This is a genomic window from Coriobacteriia bacterium, from assembly GCA_018368455.1.
Lineage (GTDB): Bacteria > Actinomycetota > Coriobacteriia > Coriobacteriales > UMGS124 > JAGZEG01.
In genome coordinates this window covers 22,010-47,315 of sequence record JAGZEG010000018.1, presented here as the reverse complement: position 1 = coordinate 47,315, position 25,306 = coordinate 22,010, and the positions used below count along the sequence as shown (strand labels likewise).

20 protein-coding genes are annotated in these 25,306 nt (G+C 64.8%); 8 read left to right on the top strand and 12 right to left on the bottom strand.

Annotated features, from left to right (window positions below; genetic code table 11):
• Positions 1 to 256: 256 nt before the first annotated feature.
• From cydB to KHZ24_10440, 7 genes are all read right to left on the bottom strand, one after another.
• Positions 257 to 1,366 (bottom strand): cytochrome d ubiquinol oxidase subunit II, encoded by a 1,110-nt coding sequence (gene cydB, locus KHZ24_10470; GenBank protein MBS5451611.1) that lies wholly within the window; start codon positions 1,364 to 1,366, stop codon positions 257 to 259.
• Positions 1,367 to 1,371: 5 nt separating this feature from the next.
• Entirely contained in the window at positions 1,372 to 2,811 is a 1,440-nt protein-coding gene (locus tag KHZ24_10465) for a cytochrome ubiquinol oxidase subunit I (protein ID MBS5451610.1), read from the bottom strand.
• Between the two features lie 266 nt (positions 2,812 to 3,077).
• A complete protein-coding gene (locus KHZ24_10460; GenBank protein MBS5451609.1) occupies positions 3,078 to 4,472 on the bottom strand; it encodes a phosphoglucomutase/phosphomannomutase family protein in 1,395 nt (464 codons plus the stop codon).
• Positions 4,473 to 4,480: 8 nt separating this feature from the next.
• Positions 4,481 to 5,365, bottom strand: a complete 885-nt coding sequence (locus tag KHZ24_10455; GenBank protein MBS5451608.1) for an NTP transferase domain-containing protein — start codon at positions 5,363 to 5,365, stop codon at positions 4,481 to 4,483.
• A gap of 191 nt (positions 5,366 to 5,556) precedes the next feature.
• On the bottom strand, positions 5,557 to 5,742 hold the full coding sequence (locus tag KHZ24_10450) for a hypothetical protein (protein ID MBS5451607.1): 186 nt from the start codon (positions 5,740 to 5,742) through the stop codon (positions 5,557 to 5,559).
• A gap of 49 nt (positions 5,743 to 5,791) precedes the next feature.
• Complete coding sequence (locus KHZ24_10445) at positions 5,792 to 7,294, bottom strand: MATE family efflux transporter (protein ID MBS5451606.1); 1,503 nt, start codon at positions 7,292 to 7,294, stop codon at positions 5,792 to 5,794.
• Between the two features lie 341 nt (positions 7,295 to 7,635).
• Positions 7,636 to 9,033, bottom strand: a complete 1,398-nt coding sequence (locus KHZ24_10440; protein MBS5451605.1) for an MATE family efflux transporter — start codon at positions 9,031 to 9,033, stop codon at positions 7,636 to 7,638.
• Between the two features lie 446 nt (positions 9,034 to 9,479).
• On the opposite strand from KHZ24_10440, the gene KHZ24_10435 reads away from it, so the two are divergent.
• Complete coding sequence (locus tag KHZ24_10435) at positions 9,480 to 10,247, top strand: MerR family transcriptional regulator (protein MBS5451604.1); 768 nt, start codon at positions 9,480 to 9,482, stop codon at positions 10,245 to 10,247.
• 102 nt (positions 10,248 to 10,349) lie between these two features.
• Positions 10,350 to 11,288, top strand: a complete 939-nt coding sequence (locus KHZ24_10430; GenBank protein MBS5451603.1) for a homocysteine S-methyltransferase family protein — start codon at positions 10,350 to 10,352, stop codon at positions 11,286 to 11,288.
• A 33-nt stretch (positions 11,289 to 11,321) separates the two neighbouring features.
• Here KHZ24_10430 and KHZ24_10425 read toward each other — a convergent pair whose 3' ends face one another.
• From KHZ24_10425 to KHZ24_10415, 3 genes are all read right to left on the bottom strand, one after another.
• Complete coding sequence (locus KHZ24_10425; protein MBS5451602.1) at positions 11,322 to 11,837, bottom strand: PIN domain-containing protein; 516 nt, start codon at positions 11,835 to 11,837, stop codon at positions 11,322 to 11,324.
• Positions 11,812 to 12,225 carry a type II toxin-antitoxin system RelB/DinJ family antitoxin gene (locus KHZ24_10420; protein ID MBS5451601.1) on the bottom strand — a complete coding sequence of 138 codons (414 nt, stop codon included), beginning with the start codon at positions 12,223 to 12,225 and terminating at the stop codon, positions 11,812 to 11,814. Before KHZ24_10420 ends, KHZ24_10425 begins: the two co-directional genes overlap by 26 nt.
• 465 nt (positions 12,226 to 12,690) lie before the next feature.
• A complete protein-coding gene (locus KHZ24_10415; protein MBS5451600.1) occupies positions 12,691 to 14,229 on the bottom strand; it encodes a helix-turn-helix transcriptional regulator in 1,539 nt (512 codons plus the stop codon).
• 399 nt (positions 14,230 to 14,628) lie between these two features.
• Between KHZ24_10415 and KHZ24_10410 the strand changes: the two genes are divergently transcribed.
• The 4 genes from KHZ24_10410 (at position 14,629) to KHZ24_10395 (ending at position 19,184) form a co-directional block, all read left to right on the top strand.
• A complete protein-coding gene (locus KHZ24_10410) occupies positions 14,629 to 15,402 on the top strand; it encodes a hypothetical protein (GenBank protein ID MBS5451599.1) in 774 nt (257 codons plus the stop codon).
• A gap of 90 nt (positions 15,403 to 15,492) precedes the next feature.
• Positions 15,493 to 17,712, top strand: coding sequence for a molybdopterin-dependent oxidoreductase (locus KHZ24_10405; protein ID MBS5451598.1), 2,220 nt, complete (start codon positions 15,493 to 15,495; stop codon positions 17,710 to 17,712).
• 23 nt (positions 17,713 to 17,735) lie between these two features.
• On the top strand, positions 17,736 to 18,350 hold the full coding sequence (locus KHZ24_10400; protein ID MBS5451597.1) for a 4Fe-4S dicluster domain-containing protein: 615 nt from the start codon (positions 17,736 to 17,738) through the stop codon (positions 18,348 to 18,350).
• A 129-nt stretch (positions 18,351 to 18,479) separates the two neighbouring features.
• Positions 18,480 to 19,184, top strand: coding sequence for a hypothetical protein (locus tag KHZ24_10395; GenBank protein MBS5451596.1), 705 nt, complete (start codon positions 18,480 to 18,482; stop codon positions 19,182 to 19,184).
• A gap of 381 nt (positions 19,185 to 19,565) precedes the next feature.
• On the opposite strand, the gene KHZ24_10390 is transcribed toward KHZ24_10395, so the two are convergent.
• Positions 19,566 to 20,012: a metal-dependent transcriptional regulator gene (locus KHZ24_10390; GenBank protein ID MBS5451595.1), complete on the bottom strand. Its 447-nt coding sequence runs from the start codon at positions 20,010 to 20,012 to the stop codon at positions 19,566 to 19,568.
• 211 nt (positions 20,013 to 20,223) lie between these two features.
• On the opposite strand from KHZ24_10390, the gene KHZ24_10385 reads away from it, so the two are divergent.
• A complete protein-coding gene (locus KHZ24_10385; GenBank protein ID MBS5451594.1) occupies positions 20,224 to 21,507 on the top strand; it encodes a hypothetical protein in 1,284 nt (427 codons plus the stop codon).
• 30 nt (positions 21,508 to 21,537) lie between these two features.
• Here KHZ24_10385 and KHZ24_10380 read toward each other — a convergent pair whose 3' ends face one another.
• The gene (locus tag KHZ24_10380; GenBank protein ID MBS5451593.1) at positions 21,538 to 23,004 is read right to left on the bottom strand and encodes a helix-turn-helix transcriptional regulator; all 1,467 of its coding nucleotides are present in this window, start codon (positions 23,002 to 23,004) and stop codon (positions 21,538 to 21,540) included.
• 513 nt (positions 23,005 to 23,517) lie between these two features.
• On the opposite strand from KHZ24_10380, the gene KHZ24_10375 reads away from it, so the two are divergent.
• Positions 23,518 to 25,059: a threonine synthase gene (locus KHZ24_10375; GenBank protein ID MBS5451592.1), complete on the top strand. Its 1,542-nt coding sequence runs from the start codon at positions 23,518 to 23,520 to the stop codon at positions 25,057 to 25,059.
• The last annotated feature ends 247 nt before the right edge of the window (positions 25,060 to 25,306 follow it).

Here is a 25,306-nt window from a genome sequence, read left to right as displayed (position 1 = left end):
CCTTCTGCTCTCGCAGTATCCGGCTCTCAAGGTTCGCCGCGCCCCGCGGTGCCCGTGGGCCCCGCCGTTGCGCGAGGAGGTAATATACCGGAGGGCGCTAAGCCTTACAAGTAACGATTTGCTATTCACATCATGCACACATGGCTAACTCAATCGATCCCGCTAGCTTGCAGCCATAAGACAAAAAGACGCCCCTGCCGTGCAAATCCGGCAGGGGCGCCCCGTTCACGCATTCATATATAGGATGCGAAAGAGCCTAGTAAGCGTCCTCGTCATCCGCCAGCAGTTCGATCTCTATCTTGCCGCTGAACGCCCTATACGAGAGCACGTGATAGATGAGCACGAGCGGCACACCGATGCACGCGATAACGAGCATTGTCTGCAGCGTCAACTCGGACGAGGCGTACGGAGCCGCAATCGTGATGGTCTGGCCGAGGTTTTCGGCAGCCATCGGAGCGAACGCGGGATCGCCCGCAGGGACGAGGCTTGGGAACATGCTGCCCGCAAACGCAGCAATGACGCCGACAGTACCGAGGGCCGTCAGGATAAACGTCACCATGCGCGCCTTGCCACCGAGCATGCCAGCACCAACAAGGGCTGCGCAGGCGACGATGCCGCCAGCGATGCGCACAACCTGCGGGATACCAGACAGAAGGTACTTCTCTCCCGCCTCGGGCAGCTGCGGAGCAACAACAAACAGGTACACCACACCAACGATGACGAACAGCACAGCACCGAGCAGAGCCGTCAGCTTGGCCGTCTTTGCCGCGCGCTCGTGCAGGGCGCCCTCGGTGACGCGCCCCTTGAGCCAGCTGGCACCCAGGGCAATGGAGAGCACGAGCGTCAGCACGCCGCAGAGCAGCGGGAGCAGACCGAGCAGCTGGACAAAGCGCTGCGGGAAGTCGCCCGCAACGTCGCCGTTGGCGAGAAGCGGCACCGTGTTGATGAGGTTGCCGCACGCAACGCCGTAGAGCAGCGCCGGGAGCAGCGAGCCGAGGAAGAACGTCACCGTGAACAGGCCACGCGCAGCACCCTCGAGGTGTCCAATGAAGTGGATGGACACTGCCCTGAGGATGAGCGCGAACAGCACGACCATGATGGCAAGGTAAAAGCCCGAGAACACCGTGGCATAAGCCGGCGGAAACGCCGCGAACAGCGCGCCACCCAGCGTCAGCAGCCACACCTCGTTGCCGTCCCACACCGGGCCAATGGCAAGGCGCATCGCAGCGCGTTCCTGCTCGTCCTTACCAAGGAAGGGATAGAGGATACCCACGCCCAGGTCAAAACCGTCAAGCACGAAGTAGCCGACCATGAGGACCGCGAGCAGGATGAACCAGAGAAGCTGGAAAAGGCTGATCTCGACCATCGCTCCTACGCCTCCTTTCCGTCAGATGCAGACGGGGCGTCAGCCGACGCAGCAGCAGCCGAGGCCGTGCTCAACCGAGGCTCGCCGGGACCCTTCTTCACGATGTGGATGACAATCCCAGCCCACGCGATAAGGATGGCGAGGTAGATCACCGCAAAGACAATAATCGTGAAAATGAGCTCACCGGAAGTCACGGCTCCGGAGATGGCGTCGTTCGTGCGGAGCAGGCCCTGCACGACCCACGGCTGGCGGCCAAACTCGGCCGTAAGCCAACCGAGCTCGATGGCGAGCAGCGGGAACAGCGGCGAAACAAGCAGCAGGCGCAGCAGCCACTTGTTGATCGTCGGCGTCTCGCCCTCGGGCGTCTTCTTGAGGCGCTTGAACGTGACCCACAGCGCGACGATGAGGCACAGTGCGATGGCACCAGACAGCATAACCATGCCGTGATACGTCTGGAACACGAACACGGTAGGCGGCATCTCGTCAGTGCTCACACCCTCCGCCTCTGCAGCGTCATACAGGCCCGGATACTCCTTGCCGAAGTCGCCGGAAGCCAAGAAGCTCGTGCCACCGGGAATGGCAAGGCCGTGAACCGTCTCGTTGACCGTATCCACGAAGCCGAACAAGTAGAGCGCCGCCGGCTCCGTCTCGTACTGGCCCTCCATGGCCGCAAGCTTGAGCGGCTGATTCTCGGCGACAACGACAGCCTGGGCGTGAGCCGTGGGGAACAGGATGACCGTCGTCACGAGGGCGACGATGACAGAAGACTGCATCGTCGTCTTGGCGAAGTGGATGTGCTTCTTCTTGAGCAGGTAGTAGGCGCTCACTGCGATGGCGATGAACGCGCCGGTGATGAGCAGCGCGAACAGCGTGTGGGCGTAGCGGGCGAACGTCGAGGGGTTGAACACCGCCTCGGCAAAGTTCGTCAGCACCGCCTTAGCACCCGTATCGGTTTGGACGATCTCATAACCAGCCGGCGTCTGCATCCACGAGTTGGCGATGATAATCCACAGGGCCGACAGCGCCGATCCAAACCAGACGAGCCACGTCGAGATCATGTAGAACGTCCTCGAGACCTTCTTGCGGCCGAAAAGCATGACCCCAAGGAACACGGACTCGAGGAAGAAGGCAAACAGAGCCTCGGCAGCAAGCGGCGCGCCGAAGATGTCGCCGACATAGCGCGAGTACTGAGCCCAGTTCGTGCCGAACATGAACTCCATCGTGATGCCGGTGGCGACGCCAACCGTAAACGTCACGGTGAAGATCTTGAGCCACAGACGGCTCGTTGCCCGGTCGCGCGGATCCTGAGACCGGTAGTACCGTGTTTCCGAGATAGCCATGATGAGGCCCAAGCCCACTGACATCGGGACAAAGATGTAGTGGTAGATGGCCGCGAGCGCAAACTGGATGCGCGCGAGCATTGCCGGGTCGGACAGAATGTCCATGGCTTCCCCTCCCTCCCTCTCATGCGGGCCAGCCTCCCCAACCCGCGTGCCTACGAACACAGACATCAACCTAGAAATACCGGATGCTTGCTAATATTTGCAAGCAATCCGGTGGCAATTTACTCCCGAAACATTCGCGCGTACATACGTGAGTGGGAGCGTTCTTGAAAAAACGAAGAGTTCCCTTCAGTTTCGCTGATCAAGTAAGAAAAAGCGGCCTCCCCCCAAGGGAAGGCCGCCGATATGTACTTCGGTGTGAAAGTGGGCTAGGAAAGATCCCCGCGTGCGATAGAGCACCCCTCGTCAAGCAGGGCATCGCGCTCCATGATCGTCGACGCCTCTGCATAGACACGGACAAGCTGCTCGCTGCCAGAGGGCCGCAGCAACAGCCAAGCGTCATCGGCAAAGCTCAGGCGCAGTCCATCGGTATGGTCAACGCTGACCGGGCGCATGCCGGCAACGCTCTGGGGGTTCAGGCCTGGCAGCATGTTGCGGAACATCTGAAGCGAGGCGGCGTCGAGCTGCAGGTCGCGCCGACCATAGTCCATATGGCCCACGCGATCCTCAAGCTCGGCGACGAGCGTGCCCAGCGACTTATGGCTCCGCGCCACGAGTTCGCATAGCAGCAAGTCGACGAGCAGACCGTCGCGCTCGCACAGATGGGACGGAATGCTGATGCCGCCCGTCTCCTCACCGCCCAGCAGGACGTCACCCCGACACATCTCGGCATAAACGCGCACGAAACCGACGGGCGTCACCGTGAGCGGGCAGCCCAGACGGGCGGCCTGCCGATGCACGAGCACGGAGCCTGGCGTCGTGATGACGACGCGCCCCGTCTGGCGCCGATAGCCCACGAGCAGATCGAGCAACAACGCCGTAATCTTGTGGATGGAGACGTACAGGCCGTTCTCATCGACAGCGCCCGTGCGGGCGGCGTTTGTGTCGTTGATGAGGCCAAGACTCGCGCCTCGCTCCACAACGGCGTGCTGGCAGTCACTGACCCAGGGCTCGACGGGGTCGGGGCGAATGCCGCCAAACAGGGGGTCGCCCTCGGCACGCACGTCACTCGCAGGCACGCCGAGCTTGCCAAGTGCTCGCACGAGCAGGCCGCGCGACGTGCCGTACATGGGGTCGTGCACGACTGACAGGCCCGATCCTCGCAGGACGTCGGCATCGACGAGCGAGACGAGCTCGTCGAGGTAGGGCGACACGATATCGACCTCTTCGCACGCGTCTCGCTCCGCCGGCGGCTCCGGTCGAACGGAAGCCTCGAGCTCGTCGTAAAACGTCCGGCTGCACATGCCGCCATCAGCCGTACGCAAGCGCACGCCGTTGGATTCGGCCGAAGCGTGCCCGCCTGTCACCATGAGCGCACCGGCGATCTCTTCGTTGCGCGCGGCATACCAGCTGAGAGCCGCCTGCGGGCACGGCTGCGTTGACAGAAGGGCACGCACGCCTTGTGCGGCGAGGACCTCGGCGGCTGTCCGAGCGAGCACATCACCGTCGCGACGTGTGTCATATCCGACAACAACGGCGCCGCGGGGGTGGCTCTCAGATAGCAGGCGGCCTGCGGCATCGGCAACGCGCGCGACATTCTCCACAGAGAAGCCGTCATCGTAGCGGGAGCGCCAGCCGTCAACGCCAAAGTGGATCGCTTCCATGGACGTCCTTACGCCTCGGGACGTAGGACGTCGGCCAGAGCTTCGCGCAGCGACGAGGCATACCGCTCGTCGGCCAGCCCCATGCGCACGCCAGCGGCAACGAGGTTGGGGATCGTACCCGTGTCGTGACCCTCGGACGGGTCGATGACAACGGCGTACATCTCCTCCTCGGCAAGAACCCTCACGAGAGCGTCCGTGAGCTGGACCTCGTTACCCTTGCCCGGTTCCTGCGTCGCCAGGAGCTCCATGATGCGAGGAGAAAGCAGGTAGCGCCCAAAGATAGCGAGGTGGCTGGGAGCGTCCTCAAGCGCAGGCTTCTCGACCATCTCCGTGACGTTCCAAACGGCGCCCGGCTCGTTGCCCTCGCCGCTGATGCACGTGCCGCCAATGATGCCGAAGCGAGAGACCTCGTCATCAGGCACGGGGATGACGGCGATGACGCTCGCGCCGCCATGGGCCTGCGAGACCTCGGCCATCTTGGGCAGGATTGCGCGCTCAGGCACAACGACGTCGCCGAGCAGCACGTAGAAGGGCTCGCTCCCCGTCTCAGGAGCCGCCGTGAGCACCGCGTCTCCCAGACCGGCCGGCTTCTCCTGGTAGACATAGGATACAGGCAGCGCGCCGGCATGCTCGCAGGCATCGGCGTAGGCGTCTTTTCCGCGACCACGCAGCATGTCGACATAGGCCGGGTCGGCAGAGAAATACTGCTCGATAAGCGGCTTGGACCGCGAGGTCACGATGACGCAGCCATCGCACTGGGGTGCGGCAAGCGCCTCCTCGACAACGTACTGGATGACCGGCTTGTCAAGAACCGGCAGCATCTCCTTGGGCACAGACTTGGTCGTGGGAAGGAAACGCGTGCCGAGACCTGCCGCAGGAATGAGAGCCTTCATGAGACGATGCCCTTTCACATCGAAGGCCGCGATAGGGGCGGCCTGACTCGTCGACGGACCTCTCTCACTGTACCCCGCCTCGCCCACGCCGGATCGCCGCTGGGGGTGTTCCCAAGAAAAAGCGGGCGGATCGACATCGCAAACGTGCGACGCCGATCCGCCCGGCAGGTGCCTATTTCGCGTGGAGTACCTCAGTCCCAGGGGTTTGCCTCGAAGAGCGATTCGCGCGGGGCGGGCCGATCAGAATAGGGGTCGTAGCCGTCGTCGTCCTCGGACTCGGGACGGGCAAACGCGCGGTCAACACCTACAGCCGTCGTCCCCCGAGGCAGCACGCCCTCGGCCCCGGAAACGCCACTTGCGCCCAGTATACGTAGCATGCGCTCGCGACGTGCCCGTGAGGCCTCGTCTTCGCGTGCGGTCATGATGCTATGCCGCCTTTGACACGGAGGATGCGCCCCGAGACGACGCCTGGGCGAGTTCCTTGACGTGGATGCGCCGCATCTCGCGCGCCATGAAGACGACGGTCACGATGATGGCGCAGGCATCGGCGCAGGCCGGGGCCAGCGGCAGGGCAGCCAGCGGAGACAGGCTCGGCACCATCGACGACACGACCTGCGGCACGATGAACAGGAACGGCAGGTAGAAGATCAGCTGACGCGTCAGCGTAAGGAACGTGGCCTTGATAGGCTGGCCCGTTGCCATGAAGAAGTTCGATCCCACGACCTGCAACGGAACGACGGGGAACAGCGCCGTCATGAATATGAGCGTGCGCGCCGCAAAATCGTGCAGGTCGCTCGTCAGGCCGAAGAAACCCATGATCTGGTCGGAAAACAGCAGGCACGGGATCCAGAGCACGAGGTTCGTGATCGTGGCCGCCGCGATCGTGATCCACAGCGCGTGGCGCACGCGGCCGTACTGGCGCGCGCCCCAGTTGAACCCGAAGATGGGCTGCGCAGCGATGGAGAAGCCCATCGTGATGAAGAAGAGCAGCTGGGTAACCTTCTGCACCGTGCCGATGACCGCCAGGCCGCCGTCGGCTCCGATGGGATCCGTCGAGCCGAGTGTCGAGATCTGGATATTGAGGATGCTCACCGTGAACGAGGCGGCAACCTGCACGGCAAACGTCGACAGGCCCATGACGGCGATGCTACCGATGAGCTTAACGTCGGGGCGCAGGTTGCGCAGGCGCAGCTTGAGGCGGCTGCGACTGCCCAAGAAGAACTGGATGACGAGGGCGGCGGACAGCAGCTGGCCACCCACCGTTGCCAGGGCAGAACCAACCATGCCCATGCCCATCACCCTAACGAGCACGTAGTTGAGCGCACAGGACAGCAGCGTGCCGAGGAACATGACGACGAGGGCATACGTCGGCGACCCGTCGGTACGGATGAAGTTCGACAGGCCTCCTCCGATGGCCATGAACGGGAAGCCCCACAAGATGATGTGGCAGAAGTCGCGCGAAAGCTGGCGGTTCAAGTCGGTGGCACCCAGCAGGTTGAGCATGGGGTCAAGAAAGATGACCATGAGGATGGCCAGGGCAAGCGGGACGACGATGAGCATAAACAGGACGTTGCCCATCGTGCGCTCGGCCTCGGCGTAGTCTCCCTCTCCCATCTTGATGGCAGCGCGCGCGTTACCACCGGCACCGAACCACATGCCGAACGCACCCATGATCATCATGAGGGGCAAGGCGACCGTCGTGGCCGCGATGCCGTTCTGCCCGACGGCGTTGCCAACAAAGTACGTGTCGATGAGGTTGTAGAGCGCCGTCACCATCATGGAGAGAATGGCAGGCGGGGCGTACTTGAGCAGCAGCCGGGGGACGGGCATCGTGCCCAGCGGGTTGTTCTGCGCGCTCAGAGCCTCGTCGTCGAGGTCTCCAGAAACGGCGACGGGTCGAGCCTGAGAAGGAGTCGCTTGTGCGCTCATGGGTACCGCCTTCCTGCAAACGTGCACGTATCACATGGTGCCGGGAAATCCAGCCGGGCGCAATCGGCTGGGTCTCGCGGACAAAAGGCGCCCCCGCACGATCATTCGCGGTGGCGCCTTGGGATGGCTCTTCTATGAAAGAGGCTCCGGCAGCCGTTGGGACGCGGCCCGAAAAAGGGCGCGAGCCGAACGAGCTACGTATCTGATTGTGCCCCACGTCACCCGGTCCTGCGGTGTGGGGACGATGGTGCTCCGCCTCGTCACAGAATGCCAACAATGCAGGTAGGCATAGGTAAATGCCAGTAAACTCGACAAGGTTTCGCCCTGTGATTCAGGCCATTCTACGCCGTGGTGGAAACAGAGCCCCGCTCCCCATCCTGCCCCGCAACGAGCTCGAGCGGGGGCGGGACCGTGCCGTCGCGCTGCCCTTCGATGAGCCTGGCAAGCCGACGGTTCTCGATGGCCTGGAAACCAATGACAATGAGCGATGAGAGTAGGTCGGACGTCGGCTGGACACACGTAAGAGCCAGCAGCGGCGATATGGACGGGTCTATCGCAGGAAGAACGGCGGGCACGATGTAGAGCGCCGGCAGGTAGATGATGACCTGGCGAGTGAGCGAGAGGATCGTCGCCTTGACCGGCTGGCGCGTCGACTGGAAGAACACGGAGCCGATGACCTGCATCGGCTGGAGAAAGTAGAACATCATGAAGAGTCCGAGCGCCCGCGAGCCGAAGTCGTGCAGGTTCTCCTCGAGGCCAAACAGGTTCAGTATCTGGCCAGACAGGACGCGGATCACGACCCAGATGATCACGGCGAGCACGGTAGAGACGCCAACTGCCACCCAGAGTGCCCTGCGAACGCGCCGGTAAATGCGGGCGCCGTAGTTGAAGCCAATGATGGGCTGTACGGCGATCGAGATGCCGAAGATCACGAAGCCGCACATCTGAACGACCTTGTTGATCGTGCCGATGACAGCAAGGGCGCCGTTACCGCCGATCGGGTCAGTCGCGCCGAGGGCCATGCACTGGTTGTTGAGCAGCGTCGAGACGAGGGCGGCCGCGATCTGCAGGAAGAAGCTCGACAGGCCTAGGGCAACGATATCTTTGATGATGCGCGCGTCGGGGCGCAGGGCAGACAGGCGCAGCTTCATGAGCGAGCGCTTCGTCCGGAAGTAACCCAGCACCGCGATGCAGGCACCGAGCTGGCCGCAGACGGTGCCCAGACCGCCGCCGAACGCCCCCATGCCGAGCACGATAACGAACAGCCAGTTGCAGAAGATGGACACGGAGCAGCCGACGATCATCGTGAACAGGGCGAACGTTGGTGAGCCGTCCGTGCGAATGAAGTTGTTGAGCGAGGGGCCTATCGCCTGGATGATAAAGCCCACGACCATGACGCCCATGTAGTCGCGCGACATCTGGATGCTGCTGGCGTCGGCCCCGCATAGGTAGAGCAGGGGGTCCAGCGCCGCCAGCATGACAATTGTCAGGACACCGTCAACGACGATGTTCAGCAGGATCGTGTTCCCCAGACACCGCTCGGCCTCGTCGGGGCGACCCTCCCCCATCTTGATAGCTGCGCGAGCGTTGCCTCCGGCGCCGAACCACATGGCGAACGCGAACATGACCGTCTGGAGAGGAAAGCCGACCGTCGTAGCCGCTATGCCAGCCGAGCCAAGCGCCTGGCCCAGGAATATCGTGTTGATGAGGTTGTACAGGCCCGTGCAGGCGCACGCCAAAAGGTAGGCGGCGCGAACTCAAGCAGGAGCTTCCCGATGGGTTCAGTCCCCATGCGAATGCTCTTCTGGCCGGGGTCGCGCCCGTTCCGCCCGGACGGGGCTCCGTGATGCGGGTGGGCGGAGGCAGCACCGAGTTCGGCCTGTCCCAACTGATGCTGAATGTGGGCCATGCCCGGCTCCTCCCCTCGGGCCGCGCAGGCCCAGACGTAACGAATCTCGCCACAATTGTGCCTCCGCTTGAACGCCAATGCGCGCAAAGTTAACCCGAACGACACGGGCGATCGCCGTCAGAGCGTCCAGCGACCGCAGGTGCCCGAACCACGGCAAGCATGCCCCGCCGCACTGGCAGCGCGTTCACCGCGCGTCCATATGGGAGGCTCCTCGCAGGAAAGCTCTTGACCCTCACGTTCCGTCATAGTCTAGAGTTCTTCTGCGAGGTGATGGCCATGGCATACTCGGCAAGCCAGCTGGCCCAGCTCTCGGGTGTCAGCGTGCGCACGCTTCACTACTACGAGGAACTGGGCATTCTGCACCCGTCCAGGTGCGACAACAACTATCGGTCATACGGGGCAGACGATGTCGACCGGCTGCAGCAGGCGCTGCTCTATCGACAGACGGGCATGCCGCTCTCACGCATCGCCGAGCTGCTGGACGACCCTTCGTTCGACCGGGCAGGCGCGCTTCGAGATCACCTTGCGGCGCTCAGACGTGAGCGTGACACCATCGACGCCCTCATAGAGAGCGTCAAACGCATGATTGCATCCGAGGAAGGAGAGGAAGATATGAGCGACGAGGAGAGGTTCGCAGCGCTAAAACAGGCAACCATCGAGGAGAACGAACGAGCTTACGGCGCTGAAGCGCGCAAGCTCTGGGGAGACGAGATCGTAGATGCCAGCAACGAGCGGGCGCTCGGCATGACGGAGCAGGAGTGGCACAGCACGAAGGATCTCGAACAGGCCATACTCGAGCAGCTCGCGATCGCGGCGGCGACGGGAGACGTGCGCGGCCCCGAGGCGCGCCGCCTTGCAGAGATGCATCGCGCCTGGCTGTGCCGCCAGTGGCCCGAGGGCGCCTATTCGCCCGCCGCCCACGCGGGGCTGGCAGAGATGTACGTAAGCGACGAGCGCTTCGCGGCCTATTACGAGAAGGCGGCCCCGGGAGGAGCGGCGTTCCTGCGCGACGCAATCGTGGGCTGGGTGAAGGGCTCGGAGTAGGAACGGGTATATAGGCGCCAAACGCAGCGCGCCCCACGGCAGATGTCGCGGGGCGCCCCTCTTCGAAACGGACACGCAAGCTTCTCGAAAGGACTGGTTCGCGTGGCAGATATCGCACTTCGCTTGGGTAAAGACGTGCTTGTGACGCAAGGCCCCATGGGCACGCAGCTCATGGCGCAGGGCTTTGACTACGACACGCCCCTGCCGCTGCTCAACGTCACCGAGCCGGAGGCCATCGAGGAGCTGCACCGCCTCTACCGCGCCGCCGGGGCGGATTGCGCCATCACGAACACGTTCATGGCAACGAGCGCAAACCTCGCGCGCTTCGGCCTGTCCGGCGCCGTTGCCGACATCAACGAGGCGGGTGTTCGCATCGCGCGTGCGCAGGGCTTCCCGCACGTGCTGGCATCCGTAGGACCGTGCGGCGTCGAGGTCGAGGCAGGCAGCGGGCTCGCGGCCCTTCGAGGAGCACAGGCGGAAAGCCAGGACGGGGCACGCGTTGCCGGCAATCCCCCAGTGGGCTATTCCAGCGCCGTCGAGCTGTACGCCGAGCAGATGGCGGCCCTGGCGTCAGGCGACCCCGACGCGCTGCTCCTCGAGACGTTCACGAGCCTCGACGACCTGCTCGCCGCCGTTGAGGCCGCGCGGCGCACCTGCGACGCACCCGTCATTGCAAGCATGGCGTTTCTTGACAGCACGGCGGGGACGGCCCAAGCGTCACCCGAAGAGGCCGCGCGAGCGCTGGCACAAGCAGGCGTCGCAGCGGTGGGATGCAATTGCATGGGCGTCGACGCATGCGTGGACACTATCGAGCGCATGCGCGCAGCGTGCGACCTGCCCCTCATCGCCCGGCCCAGCGCCGGAAAGCCTGTTGCGTCCCCCGACGGCAGCTTGCGCTGGCCGCTGGGCCCGCGCGACTTCGCTGACGCCTCTGTGCGCCTTCTGAAGGCCGGCGCGCGCATCATCGGCTGCTGCTGCGGAGGCACGCCCGCGGCAACGGGAGCCATCTACGCGACCGTTGGCGGGCTGCAGATGCCGTAGAAGCTGACCCACCAAAGACGCACGCCGCGGTTTTTACCGAGTGCCCTCCACGTCAAGCACGCCAAGCAAACTAGACAGCTCCTCTGGGCGTAAGCAAACGGGCGAAAAGTGACTCGTTAACTTGCCATCATACGTGACCACGTAATCGGCGCCGCATGTCTCCGCCGTAGCCATCATAAGGTTATCCTCGAAGTCGTCGTGCGTGTTGCGCAGCATCCACCCCAACTCGCACTCGGCCGACGTCTGGGGCGCAGCACTCGCAAGATCCATAACGAAACGGACGGCAGCCTGAGCGGCCGGCTTGAACGACACGCCACCGGTGCCCACATCGAGGCCTTGTTCTTCCACCAGCTCGCGCCGCATGAACCGCGGAAGGAGATAGAAAAGGTCCTTCAGGGCGACAGGCGCATAGAAGAGCTCGACACCGTGGCGGCAACACGAGTCAAGCATCGCTTTCACGTCACGGCAGCACGGGTCATGCCCCAGAAAGAAACCCAGCCACACGTTCGTGTCGATAAGCACTTTAGAAGGTTTGAACAGCCCGCCCATCCGCATCACCTCCGTCTGAGGCTGCGGCAAGCATGGCGAGCGCGGCCTCTGTCCGCTCGTCATACGCGACGTCCTTGAGCTCGCAGAACTCAGCAGACCAGTCCGGACGCGTCTCAGATCGCGCCAGTGCATGACAGTCAGGCAGCGATTTCCACGCCAGGCCAGCACCCTGCTCGATAAGAGCCAACCTACGCGTCAGCTCCGCCTTCTTTTGTGCCTCGTCACCCCTCGTCATAAACTCGGGCGGTTTCTGGCAGTCCACAGCGTACGACCACACCGAACGAACCACCTCACTCGGCGTGAGGCCGTAGGCGGCAAACACCTTGTCGCCAGCATGTTTTAGGTCGGCGCCGATACGAGCGTTGAGCTGAGCCATGGCTGTTAGCATACATCCTCCTCTGCTATGTATTGCAGTATAGCAGTGGAGCAGTGGATGGGGTGCCGTAGCGGAGTGCCTCGCACCGGGCCCACGGCGCCCGAGATGCAAGGCAGGGGGCGACGCCGCGTATTGCAATACGCAAGGAGCCGCCTAACGCAGTGGATGGATGCCACAACGGGGCGCCTCGCACCGGGCCCACGGTGCCCGAGATGCAAGGCGAGGCGCGGCGAAGCGTATGAGATACGTGAGTCGCGCCTCAACGCCGCAGATCGGGTGCCGCGAGAACGGGGAGCCGTCCCCGGCCCCACGGTGCCCCAGGCGCAAGGCAGGGGGCGACGCCGCGTATTGCAATACGCAAGGAGCCGCCTAACGCAGCGGATGGGGTGCCGTAGCGGAGTGCCTCGCACCGGGCCCACGGTGCCCGAGATGCAAGGCGAGGCGCGGCGAAGCGTATTGCAATACGTGAGTCGCGCCTCAACGCCGCAGATCGGGTGCCGTGGTGCCCGGTGCGAGGTCGATGAGTTCGCGCTGGGAATGCACCCCGCACTTGGCAAGGATGCTCCTCGCGTGAGCATGCACCGTGTTGAGCGAGATGTCGAGCTCGTCGCGGATGTAGGGGCGGCTGCGCCCACAGAGCAGCAGCTCAGCGACTTCGGTCTCGCGGACGGTCAGGCCAAAGCCGCGCTGGAGGTCGAGCGCCCGCTGGTGCATGAGCGCGTCGTAGTCCGATGATGCTGGCTCTTCGGACACGTCAGGCAGCTTTTCGCCTTTGTGTGCCTCGGGGACAGCAAGCCCCTCGGGAGTGAGCCCGCGGCGCCGACGCGCGAACGAGCAGGCGGGGCCGAACCCCGCCGCCATCATGACGAGCGTCGCGACACCCGTCACGATCATGAGCGCGCTCAGCTGGTCGGGCAGGCCGAGCCGCGTCACCACGAGCAGGGCCACGCCACACCCCACCCCGATGCCGATCCCCTGCGCCGCCGCCATGCCCGCAAACGCCACGGCGGGGCGTCCGCCGCTGCGCCGCAGGTATTTGGCGAGCGCGATCCACAGGGCCATCTGCATGCCAAACATGCCCGCATGGATGACCGCATAGGCGGCGATGCGCATTTCGAGCCCCCAGCCGCCCACGCTGAGCACGATGGCGTTGAGCATCGCGAACGGCAGCAGCCAGCGATAGGACATCGCGAGGTTGACGTGGCGCATCTGGCGGATGAGCACGGAGAACAGCGCGAGCGTCACCAGAAACCCCACCGTGAACGCAATGAAGTAGCGCTGATAGCGGTTGTAGGCCTCAACGGGGGCATCCACGACGCGGAAGAACGCCACGACGAACCACTCCACCGCCATAAGCAGCAGCGCGGCGCCCAACGTACGCAGCTCGGACAGGCTCCCGTCGGTCCTCTCGGATTCATCAGGCATGCGGCGCTGTGCCCAGAGCGCGTCAGGGTCGTCCTTAGCCTCGTGGAACGCGAGCCAAGCCGAGAGCGGCGGCAGAATGCACTCCACCGCCAGGTCCACGAGGCCATAGAGCTTGATGGGCAGCGTGACCGCATAGAGCGCAAGCGCGATCACAAAGCAGGCCACGACGTCGAATTCGATGCGGGCCTCGTTGCAGCGCGTCAGGCGCGCGCCCCAGATCATCGTGAACAGTACGCACGCAATGCCGTCGAATACCCCGGCGAAGGCGAACATGACCCAGAACGTCTCTTTTATGGCGTAGCAGAGCCACAGGCTGATGTTTCCCGCGATGGCGCACGCCATGGCGGCGGCGCCCCAGCTCCGCTTCGGCTGCGCCATGGCAGGGCGGGCGCGCATGATCGCGAGCATGCCCGCAGAGCACACCAGCATGGCGGCACCGGAAACAAGCCAGATGAACTCGAGGTTGTAGGGCACGAACGAGCCGATTGCCATCGCGCATCCGTACAGGGCGATGTAGTTCCACGCCAGGAACAGGGCTAGCCCGATATTCTGCCGGCTCAGCTCCCTCAGACCCGCTACGAGACCGCCCATGCCCGCCCTCTCCCCGTCCAAATAGCGCGAAAGCCCATCGTACCCGTTCGTATCGCGCCGATGTGTCACGGAGCTGTTTTACTTATGTAGATAGTGTGATCCACTGTAGAAGTAAACGCAATACTTGCCCATCTAGCAGGCAAAACAACAGCAATAGTCACATCGTTGCGAGCGCCAAGAAACATGATCGTAACCACATTGCTTCGATGCAGAAATGTTTTTTAGCCTCAACAATGGGGTCGCAACGGGCCGTGTTCTGTCCCGACGCCTTCGAGCCGAAGGGGTCGGACGCGGCCATTTGGTGTGGGCTTGGGAAGCCTGCGCCGCGCGAAAAGGGAGGGTCTGCGCCAACACCTCAACGGCGTGCGCGGGCCGTGGGAGAACAAAAGGAGGAGGAGTATGGAGTCCATCCGTATGGATCGACGCACGTTCGTGGGGGCCATGGCCGCCGCGAGCATGCTCTCGGTCGCCGGTACGGGTCTCGTCGGGCGCCCCAGCGCGCTCGCTGCCGAGACTGACTTCCCCGCGCCTACGATCGGCCAGCCGGTCGAGGCGAAGGTCGACCCGAAGACGGGCGAGCTCACGATCAACGAGGACGTTGTCGTGCGCTACAGCACGTGCCTGGGCTGCTACTGCGACTGCGGCAACCGCGTGAAGATCGACCGCGAGACCGGTCGCGTCCTGTCCGTGGGCGGCAACCCCTACCACGTGAACAGCGCCTATCCGTGCCTGCCGTTCGAGGCTCCGCTCGAGGACGCCTATCGCTCCATGAGCTACGCCAACGGCTATGGCAACGAGATTCACGGCACCGTCTGCGCCCGCGGCCAGGGCACGTGGACGATGTACAACCAGCCCGACCGTATCACGACGCCGCTTAAGCGCGCCGGCAAGCGCGGCGAGAACAAGTGGACGCCCATCAGCTGGGACCAGCTCATCGACGAGGTTGTCGAGGGCGGCAAGCTGTTCGCTGAGATCGGCGAGGACCAGGAGATCGAGGGTCTGCGCGCCCTGCACGACCTCGAGACCCCCATCGATCCTGAGCGCCCCGACCTGGGCCCGATCGCCAACCAGATGGTGCGTCTGGGCAGCCGCGCTGACGGCCGCGCCACGATGGGCAGCCGCTTCGCGAGCGCGTTCGGCTCTAAGAACAACGTCGGCCACGGCTCCACTTGAGGCTGTGCACAGTGGGCTGGTGGCAGCCTCTCCAAAATTGGTGGCAACGGTTCTATCTCCGACGTTGACTTCTGTGAGTACATCCTGTGGATGGGTGAGTTCCCGGGTGCTACGGGCAACAGCTTCCAGGGCATCGCCAAGCGCGCGGCTACGCGCCTGCAGAACGGCGAGTGCAAGATGGACGTTCTTGACCCGGCACTGGGCAACGGCAGCGTGACCCCCACGATGCAGGGCATCAACTGGGTGCCGATCAAGGCAGCGACGAACGCCGCCTTCACGTGCGCCGCGATTCAGTGGATCGTCGAGAACAAGGCATACAACGAGGAGTTCGTGACGACGCCGAACCCCGACGTGTCCTGGAGCCGCGAGTACGGCTCGTTCTCCGACGCCACGCTGCTCGTCATCGTGGACGAGAATCACCCCAACTATCGCAAGTTCATGCGCCCCGAGGACGCGGGCATGGAGACGCCGACGGTCGAGGAGGGCAAGAAGGCCCCCGACTTCCGCATCTGCATCGACTCCGCCACGGGCGAGCCTGCGATCAACACCACGGTCGAGGGAAGTGCAGAGCTCGAGTTCGACGGCGAGGTCAACGGCGTGCACGTGCGCACGGCCTGGTCGCTCATGCTCGAGAACGTCTACAAGAAGACCCCGGAGGAGTACTCCGAGATCTGCGGCGTGCCCGTCGACGAGATCAACCGCATCGCCAAGGAGTTCACGTCCCACGGCACGAAGGCCTCCGCGCGCCTCATGGGCGGCTCGGGCAACCAGAACGGTATGGAGTCCGTCTACGCGTACCGCACGCTGAACTGGCTCGTCGGCTCCGACGGCATGATCGGCGGCGCCGGCCCCTCGAACCAGGGCTTCAACACGAGCTCCGGTCGCTATGACCTCTCCATCCAGAACGCCCCCAAGACGAGCGGCATGAGCATCGGCCGCATGGGCGTCGTCTGGACCGAGACCGACGAGTACAAGAACCGCGTGGCCGCCGGCGAGACCGATCCCAAGCCGCTGCTGCCCTACTTCCCCAACCCGAGCGCCTCGGACAACCAGACGCTCTGGTCGATCGTCAACCAGTACCCCTACCAGGCCAAGATCATCATGGGCTGGATGAAGAGCAACCTCTCCCAGTGCCCCGGCGCCATGCGCGACGAGGTCATCGAGAAGCTCAAGGACCCGGCTGTCGTGCCGCTCGTGATCTCCTGCGACGTCATGATGGGCGAGGACACGCAGTACGCCGACTACATCGTGCCGGACACGAACCCCTACGAGAGCTTCGGCGTGCTCAACATGGAGGGCTGGGTCGGCTACGGCGACACGTTCCGCTGGCCGATCAAGACGCCGGAGAGCATGCAGCTCGACGACGGCCGTTATGCCAGCTGGGAGACGTTCATCATCGACGTCGCCAAAAAGCTCGAGCTCCCCGGCTTCGGCGAGGGTGCCCTGCTCGACGCCGACGGTAACGCCTACGACTTCAACGACGCCTGCGACTTCTTCCTGAAGTCGTTCGCCAACGTCGCGTACGACGGCGACGCCCCCGTCGAGGACATCACCGACGAGGAGATCCACCTCCAGGCCCTCGACACGCTGCCTGAGGCGTGGAAGGCCGCCGTCAAGGAGGAGGAGTGGCCCAAGGTGCTCAAGGTCATGTCGCGCGGCACGCGCTTCATGCCCATCGAGGACTACCGCGGCAACGACAAGCGCAGCCCGCTGTGCGTCAACATCCAGGAGGCGCTGTACTACAGCGAGGCCAAGGCCACGTTCAAGAACCCGTACACCGGCGAGACGACCCCCGGCGGCATCAACTTTACGCCGGAGAGCTTCGCCGACGGCACGCCGATCGCTGACGTGTACGACGCCGCCGAGTACCCGTTCGGCGCCACGACGTACAAGCCGCGCTTCCGCTCCATCTCCATGCAGTCGAACAACCCGAACCTGCGCGACATCTGCAAGGAGAACTACGTCGAGATCAACATCGAGGACGCCAAGGAACTTGGCATCGCCGACGGCGACATGGTGCGCGTCAGCGAGCCGACCGGCACCTCGATCGAGGCGCCCGCCATGGTGCGCGCCGGCGTCGCCAAGGGCAACATCGCCATCTCCGGCGGCTATGGCCGCACGGCGTGGGGCTCGAAGGACATGGAGCTCGACGGCGAGACGATCCCGGGCAACCCGGACATCGCAGCCGGCGTCATCCTGAGGACCATGACCGATCCGACGGTGGGCGAAGGCGCCATCTACCCGCTGTCCGACAACCACGCCGGCACGCCTGCGCGTACGGGTGGCATGTACAAGATCGAGAAGGCCTAAGGGAGTAAGGGAGGAGGTTCATCATGCGTCTGGGAATGCTCATTGACCTGTCGCGCTGCATCGGCTGCAACGCCTGTGCCGTTGCGTGCAGGATGGAGAACGAGACCCCGCTCACGAAGTTCAACACGTGGATCGAGAGCTGGGACGTGAAGGATGAGGCCGGCTACATCCGCCGCGCCAACATGCCCAAGCAGTGCAACCACTGCGAGAAGCCCGTCTGCGTCGATGTGTGCCCCACCGAGGCCAGCTTTGTGGCCGAGGACGGCACCGTCCAGATCGACCTCGAGAAGTGCATCGGCTGCGACGCGTGCATCGCGGCCTGCCCCTACGAGGTCCGCTGGCATAACGACGAGGACAACAAGGTCCACAAGTGCACGTTCTGCCACCACCGCTCCTCGCAGGGCATGATGCCTGCGTGTGTGACGATGTGCGTGGCCGGCGCCCGCATCTTCGGTGACCTCGACGATCCCGAGAGCGACATCTCCAAGCGTCTGGCCGAGACCGACGCTGAGGTGTTCATGCCCGAGACCGAGCTTGGCCCGCAGATCTACTACATCGGCCTCGACAAGACCATGGCGATGGAGCGCGTCTCCAACGTCTGGAAGGGCGGCAACGTCAAGACGCCGTTCGAGGGGTAAAGAGCGCCTTCTAGGAGTACCATCCTGAGATAGGCTGTGTGGCCCCGCAGGGTTGTTCGGCCTGCGGGGCCACGTGTGTGTCTAGAGCGGGTCGGACCGGAGAGCCCGGCCCTTTTGGAGGGAGCGTCTATGGCCTGCACCACCTGTGACACGAACACCGACACCGCGACGCCGACGGCGGCGGACCGCGCTGCGGAGGCTCGCGGCTTTGCCGTCGCCTTCGATGCCTGTGCAGCCGTGTTTCTCAACGAGCCCACCGCGCAGGTGCTCGGCGACGTGCGACGCGTGGCGCAGGCCCTGGGCGACAGCTCGCTCGACGACGCGTGCGCCGACGCCTGTTGCGAGACAGAAAAGGGCGTCGCGCTGCGTCAGCGCTTCTACGATCGTGTCGTCGTCGTTTCAAGCCCCGTCTACGTGCCCCTGCAGGAGAGCTGCGTCTACGGCAGCACCGTGGACGACAAGGGCGTCGCGCACTACAACGCGGTGAACAGCACGCGTGGCGACCATGCACTGCGCTGTTACAAGACGCTGGGCTTTGACTTTGAAAGCCTGCCGGGCTACCACATCCTCACGAAGGTACTGCGCTGCGACTACATCTCCTGCGAGCTCGCGTTCCTCGCCTTCATGAAAAACGGCGAGGCGCAGGCGTGGGAGCGCGGCGACGAGCAGACAGCGGGGCACTGGCACGGGCTCGCCACGCGCTTCGCACGTGATCATGCCGGCACGTGGATTGGCACGGCCGCCGAGCGCCTCGCCTCCTCTGACGACGACGCATACGCACGCGTCTGCGCGTTTGCCGCCAACGTCGTCAAGACGCTTGTTGACGAGGGATAGCGGATTTCCCCACAAGAGGCTTGTTTGGGGAGCTTGTTACCGTAGAGAAACACTGCTGCTACGGCACATTCACAACTAAGGCAAGGGTCTCGCTAAGTTTTTTGCGCCCTCTGTGACTTCACAGAGCGTACACATCTTCGCAGGTTAACGGCAGATAATTCGGGCTGGTTCTTGAGGCCCCCTTCCTCAAGATGCCGTGCAGGTACCCCTTGCCTGCAAGCTGACGCAGCCTTGTTGCGTCACATCCCTCCTTGTGAGAGGCCCGGCTCCCCACCGGGCCTCGCTTTGTTTTTGGGCACAAACCAAACATCGCTTGATACAAAAAGGCGTCGAAACCCGTTGGGCTCCGACGCCTCAATGCACACTTGTTTTGAACCCGGTCTATTCGCCCTCGGCAGGAGAAGGGGTCTCCACCGCAGCACGAGCGCCGCGCTCCTCGTGCACCTGGGCGAGGAAGTCAAGCCACTTCGTCATCGTGTCCTGGCTCAGGGCGTGCTCCATCATGCACGCCTCCTCGTTCGCGGTGTCAAAGTCGACACCCAGGTCGTCGGTGAGGAAGCTGCGCAGTGACTGATGGCGGTTCCACACCTCCCGACCATAGACGCGGCCTTCGGGCGTCAGCGTGATGCGGCCGTAGCGTTCCTGCTCGATGTAGCCGTCGGCGCGCAGCGTGGCGAGAGCCTTGTTCACGCTCGCCTTGGAGACGTTGAGCATCGTCGCGATGTCGACAGAGCGCACCTCCGCCTTCTCCTGCGACTCCCCAATGCGCACGATTGCCTCGAGGTAATCCTCGTTTGCCGAGGTGAGATGTGTTCGTTCTTCTTCCATGGCACGTCCCTTCGATATAACTAGGCGATTACATTTGGCGTGTCCTCTGGTATCCCTAAGTATACGGCAACCACCTCGGTGTTCCCTCGTGTCAGCCTGGGGAATCGCGCAGGTTCGCACGCCCGCCATCTGGCGGCGAGACATCGGGCGGGTATACGATACGGTGCCATGCGTATGCAGCCTAATCCACGCGACGCGAAAGGACCGCCCCATGTCGCTCAAGCTCGATCAGATAGCTCACCAGGTGTTTGACGCGCTCGCGCACGACTATGCCGGCATGGCCGAATGCGACGACAGGCTCGGCGCCCAGTGGGATGCCCTCGTTGCTCGCTCAGCAAGGACTCGCCTGCTCGACGACCGCCTGCTCTACCAGTACGTTACGCAGCGTCTCGCCAGCCTCGGCGACCACAACCTATGCTTCCTCGCTGGGCCCAACTGCAGCTACACGCCCGAGACCTGTGGCTTCGATGTGCGGCGCCACGAAGACGCGCTCTTTGTGACACGCGCGGGCCAAGACGGACGTGTCCATGCGGGTGATGCACTCACGACGATCAACAACAGCAGCCTCGACGCGCACCTGCAGCGCGTGCTGGGCAATCCCACCGGCAGCGACGACCCTGCGCGCCAGGCGTGGGCCCCCGTGCTCGCCCAGGCATCTCACAGCCGCGTGCGTCGCACTGACGGCAGCATGGCTGATCTTCGTCTGCGCCGATTCCCTTCCCTACCCGGCGCGACCGGCCCCTGCTCGCTGGCGATGCAAGACGACGGCACCATCGTGCTCACCGTGACACAGCTCGACAACGGTGAGCTGGGCGAGCTCATCGATGCGCATGCGCGCGAGCTTGCGAAGGCGCCCCGCCTCGTCATCGACGTGCGCTCGTGCGTCGGAGGCGCCGAGACCAACGCCTACCCGCTGCTCGACTACCTGTTCGACGAGGACGGCGACCTGCACGACATAGAGGGCCCCGAGGTGGTGCTCACGAACTACACCGTAGCAAACTGCCACAGACGCGAAATGCAGATCGCCCAGCTCCGAGCCCTTGCACGCGTGCGCGATGACGACGAGACGCGCACGACGCTCTCATGGCTCGACGACAACCTTGAGACGGTGCGCGCCAATCGAGGCAAGGGATATGTCGAGGAGGTCGTCGAGGCCGACTCGCTGCCCGTGCACGCAGGCCCCAAAGGCCAGCACGTTCTACTGCTCACGGACGTGACCTGCGGCGACGCGGCCGAGTGGCTCGTACGCCTCGCCCAGGGCTCACCGCGCGTCACGACGGTCGGGCGCGCGACGATGGGCACGCTCGACTACGCGAACCCCCTGGCCATGACGTTCGAGGACCGCTTCATCTTCGTCTACCCGATGAGCAAGACGAAGGCAGCGGCCGAGGGGCGTGGCATGCGTGGCATCGGCATCACGCCCGACATCGTCGTGCCGTTCACGCCCCGGGAATGCACCGAGGACGTCGTGCTCGCCCGGGCGCTCGAGGCATAGCTCTGCCGCTGCGCTCTCCGAGGGCGGCGGCTACGCCTTTGGAGAGCGCAGCGTGTCAACGAGGTCGATCAGCTGCTGCTTTGAATGGATGTGCAGCTTGCTGTAGATGTTCTTGACGTGCGTGCGCACCGTGTTCTCCGACACGACGAGCCTCGTGGCGATGGACTGGCGCGTATTGCCGCGAGCCAGCAGCTCCAGGACCTCCCCCTCGCGCTCGGACAGCCCGTGACGCGCCGTGAGCTGTGCGCAGGCGCGCGCGATGTCGTCCGCGCCCTTGGCATCGGCCGGAACGCCTGACGCCGCGTCCCCACCGGCCGCGGGAGCCACAGCTTGGCGCGAGGGCGTCGCGGCGTCGCCCTCGCGCGCAGGCTCTCCCCCGGCTTTCGGATACCGGGCCGCCGCCATGAGGCTCGACCCGATGATGGCGAGGACCGTGTGCAACACGACGAGCGCGTTGACGGCCGACTCGTCCGTCCCAAACAGCGCGCCCATGGTGCTGCCGAACAGGCAGCCGACCGCAAAGCCGCCGGAAAGCAGCGACCAGCCAGCCGAGAACACGAGGCCGAGGCTGCCAACGCCGCTCTGCGATATCTCGATGACGAGCAAGATGACGAACGCCTGCACGAACTGCCAGACGGCTAGCGTGATGGGAGGCAGCCAGCTGCGCCCGCTCGCAGGCAGCACGATGTGTGCGAGGAACAGGATCGCGAGCAGGGGCGTGAGCACGCGGCCCATGACGGCAAGACGCACAGAGCCACGCGACGGCAGCAGGGCGGCTATGCCGGCGAGTGCCATGATGAGGCCGGGCCAGGCGATCTGCCTCGTCAGCCGACCCAGGCCCTCCGGCGTCATCTCGTGCGACGTCGTCCCCGTGATGGAGCCGAACACGAACGCGTACAGCACGAGCGCCACGAGCAGGACTCGATAGTGCTGGGAGCTCGTGGGCCGATACGTGACTTCCGCCGACGGCCCCTCGCTTGCGTTGTCCCACACGACAAGCCCGGCAACGGCGAGCAGGCCGCACAGAACGAACGCGAACACGACGGGCGTGCCCAGCGGCAGCGCCCCCAGAATGAAGCTCGCGACCTGTGCTATCGCCAGGGCAGCCAACAGCGTGCCGGCGCGGCGGCGGGCGTCCATGCGCGCGAGGGGCAGGATCCACACGAACAGGCCGAGCGACAGCGACGCGCCCGACACAAGCGAGCACGCATAGGCCACGGGTAGCACCGCGTTTGCGACGAGCGTGGCAACGCAGGCGGACAGCGTGCCCAGCGTCACCCCGACAAGGCCCCAGAACGCACGCAGGCGCGCGCTGGACGGGCGGTGCAGGGCAAGCTGCCCGCGCAGTATGGCGGCCATCGTCAGACACGCCACAAACGCGAACGCGACCTGCGGAGAAAGGGGCGACAGGCCGGACGCCGGGAACAGCGACGTGATCAGCGTCGACTGCCAGGCAAAGAACATACCGAGCGCAGCGGCGCCGCGCGCGCTCATCATCCCGCGCACGCGCTCGAGAGGCCGTGGGAGCGGCGCCCGGGAACCTGTCCCCTCGGCGCTCGAAGCACGGCTAAGGGACGCCGCGCAATCAGGGCGCCCCTCGGCATCGCAGGCCATGCCAGGGCCCGCGTTCATTGCGGCAACCGCCGCAGTCCGCGTCGTCTGTGCCACTCGCATCCCCCTAGCGAGAAGTACGGTATCCATCTGCCGCCCGCCGTCCGCTCTCGCCGTCCCCGTGGGACTCGGAGAAACCGTGGCGCGCCTCCCTGCATTGTGCCACGTTTTGCCGCGCCTGGCACGCCTCCGTCCGCGAGAGCCCGCCGCGCGCATGCGGCGCGCGGCAGTGGCCAGCCGAGCCCCCGCTCACGAGGGGTTTTCGCGGTGTGGCCTCCCAATGGCCGCACCGGCATGGCGCCAGGCGACGCCGGGCGGTAGGATGGGGGCGATCCACCTCGGCGCCCCGCACGCACGCGCGGCGCCCGACCCGCCCCCGCGACTCGGAAGGTCAGGCCCATGAACTCGTTTGTCGACACGCGCGGTCTCGCCGACACCCCGCTCTCGTTCTGCCAGGCCATCGTGACCGGCATCGCCCCCGGAGGCGGCCTGTTCGTTCCCCAGTCCATCCCGGCGCTCAGTGTGGAGCAGATCTGTGCCCTCGGCCAGTTGCCCTACGCCCAGCGCGCGGCGCGCGTCTACGAGGCGTTCGACATCGATATCCCCGCCGACGACATCGCCAGCCTCATGGCCGGCACGTACGCCGACAACTTCGACGACGAGCGCATCGCTCCCGTCGTGCCGCTTGGCGACAACGGCACGTACGTGCTCGAGCTGTTCCATGGGCCCACGAGCGCGTTCAAGGACATGGCGCTGCAGTGCCTTCCCCGCTGTTTTGAGTATGCGACAGCCAAGCTGCGCGCCAGCGGCGAGCTCGACCACGACCACCTCATCCTCGTGGCGACGTCAGGCGACACGGGCAAGGCGGCGCTCGAGGGCTTTGCCGGGCGCGAGCACGTGGGCATCGTCGTGTTCTATCCCGACGGCGGCGTGAGCGACATCCAGCTGCGCCAGATGACGACGCAGGAGGGCGCCAACGTCGGCGTCTTTGCGGCCCGCGGTGACTTCGACGACTGCCAGACGTCCGTGAAGCGCGCGTTTGGCGACGCTGCGTTCTGTGAGCGCCTCATGAGCGAGCACAACGTGGCACTGTCGAGCGCGAACTCCATCAACTGGGGCCGCCTCATGCCGCAGATCGTCTACTACCTGTCAGCCTATGCCGACCTCGTCTCCGCCGGCTCCGTGCACGCAGGCGACGCGATCGACATCTGCGTGCCTACAGGCAACTTCGGCAACATCCTGGCCGCGTACTACGCGATGCGCATCGGCCTGCCTGTCGGACGCCTCGTGTGCGCCAGCAACGAGAACAATGTGCTCACCGACTTCCTGACGACGGGCGTCTACGACATAACGGGCCGCTCGCTGCACCTGACGCCCTCCCCGTCCATGGACATACTCGTGTCGTCGAACCTGGAGCGCCAGCTGTTCGAGCTCACCGATCGCAACGCCGAGCGCGTGCGCGGCTGGATGGAGCAGCTCGCAAGCACGGGACGCTTCGAGGTTGACGCTGAGACGCGCGAGCGTCTGGGCGCGCTGTACGCGGCCGGCTTCGCCACGAACGACGAGTGCCTCGCCGCCATCGGGCGCGTCTTCGAGGAGCACGGCTACGTCGCCGACCCGCACACGGCCGTCGCGCTCGAAGTAGCGCGTCGCAACCGCAGCGAGCGTCCCATGCTCGTGGCGTCGACGGCGCACTGGGCCAAGTTCGGCCCCGCCGTGTGGCGCGGCCTGCACGGCATGAAGCTTGCCGACGAGCTGCCCGCCGACGTGGCGGGGCTCACGGGCCTCGAGCTCAACCGCCGCATCGCCGCCGAGACGGGTTCGAGCGTGCCTGAGGCGCTCGCCGCCCTCGAGGGGAGGGCGCGGCGTTTCGACACCGTCGTCGACGCCACGCAAGCCGGTGTCGAGGCCAGCGTCCTGGAATGGCTGGCACGCGCATAGAGGCGACCGGGATCGCGGACAGGTACATCCTCGCATGAGATAGGGCGGGCTTGCTGGGCGGGAAAGGCCCGGCAAGCCCGCTTTTTTGCTGCCCTGTCACGGAAGTGCCGTTTTCTGGACAAGAAAGCAAGCTGTGTATGGAGCCTCTTGCAAGTGGGGCCACCCGCCGATGGGCGCACGCTCCGCTACCTGCGACTCTCTTGGCGAGGAGGGGCCGCCTCCCGTTTCGGGTACCTCCTTCGCCATA

Coding starts and splice junctions, on each gene's coding strand:
- KHZ24_10420 (MBS5451601.1), bottom strand. CDS start 12,225: ATGCTAACAGCCATGGCTCAGCTCAACGCTCGTATCGGCGCCGACCTA.
- KHZ24_10465 (MBS5451610.1), bottom strand. CDS start 2,811: ATGGACATTCTGTCCGACCCGGCAATGCTCGCGCGCATCCAGTTTGCG.
- KHZ24_10395 (MBS5451596.1), top strand. CDS start 18,480: ATGGCCTGCACCACCTGTGACACGAACACCGACACCGCGACGCCGACG.
- cydB (MBS5451611.1), bottom strand. CDS start 1,366: ATGGTCGAGATCAGCCTTTTCCAGCTTCTCTGGTTCATCCTGCTCGCG.
- KHZ24_10445 (MBS5451606.1), bottom strand. CDS start 7,294: ATGAGCGCACAAGCGACTCCTTCTCAGGCTCGACCCGTCGCCGTTTCT.
- KHZ24_10450 (MBS5451607.1), bottom strand. CDS start 5,742: ATGCTACGTATACTGGGCGCAAGTGGCGTTTCCGGGGCCGAGGGCGTG.
- KHZ24_10435 (MBS5451604.1), top strand. CDS start 9,480: ATGGCATACTCGGCAAGCCAGCTGGCCCAGCTCTCGGGTGTCAGCGTG.
- KHZ24_10400 (MBS5451597.1), top strand. CDS start 17,736: ATGCGTCTGGGAATGCTCATTGACCTGTCGCGCTGCATCGGCTGCAAC.
- KHZ24_10380 (MBS5451593.1), bottom strand. CDS start 23,004: ATGATGAGCGCGCGCGGCGCCGCTGCGCTCGGTATGTTCTTTGCCTGG.
- KHZ24_10375 (MBS5451592.1), top strand. CDS start 23,518: ATGAACTCGTTTGTCGACACGCGCGGTCTCGCCGACACCCCGCTCTCG.
- KHZ24_10415 (MBS5451600.1), bottom strand. CDS start 14,229: ATGGGCGGTCTCGTAGCGGGTCTGAGGGAGCTGAGCCGGCAGAATATC.
- KHZ24_10410 (MBS5451599.1), top strand. CDS start 14,629: ATGGAGTCCATCCGTATGGATCGACGCACGTTCGTGGGGGCCATGGCC.
- KHZ24_10455 (MBS5451608.1), bottom strand. CDS start 5,365: ATGAAGGCTCTCATTCCTGCGGCAGGTCTCGGCACGCGTTTCCTTCCC.
- KHZ24_10390 (MBS5451595.1), bottom strand. CDS start 20,012: ATGGAAGAAGAACGAACACATCTCACCTCGGCAAACGAGGATTACCTC.
- KHZ24_10405 (MBS5451598.1), top strand. CDS start 15,493: ATGGGTGAGTTCCCGGGTGCTACGGGCAACAGCTTCCAGGGCATCGCC.
- KHZ24_10385 (MBS5451594.1), top strand. CDS start 20,224: ATGTCGCTCAAGCTCGATCAGATAGCTCACCAGGTGTTTGACGCGCTC.
- KHZ24_10425 (MBS5451602.1), bottom strand. CDS start 11,837: ATGGGCGGGCTGTTCAAACCTTCTAAAGTGCTTATCGACACGAACGTG.
- KHZ24_10460 (MBS5451609.1), bottom strand. CDS start 4,472: ATGGAAGCGATCCACTTTGGCGTTGACGGCTGGCGCTCCCGCTACGAT.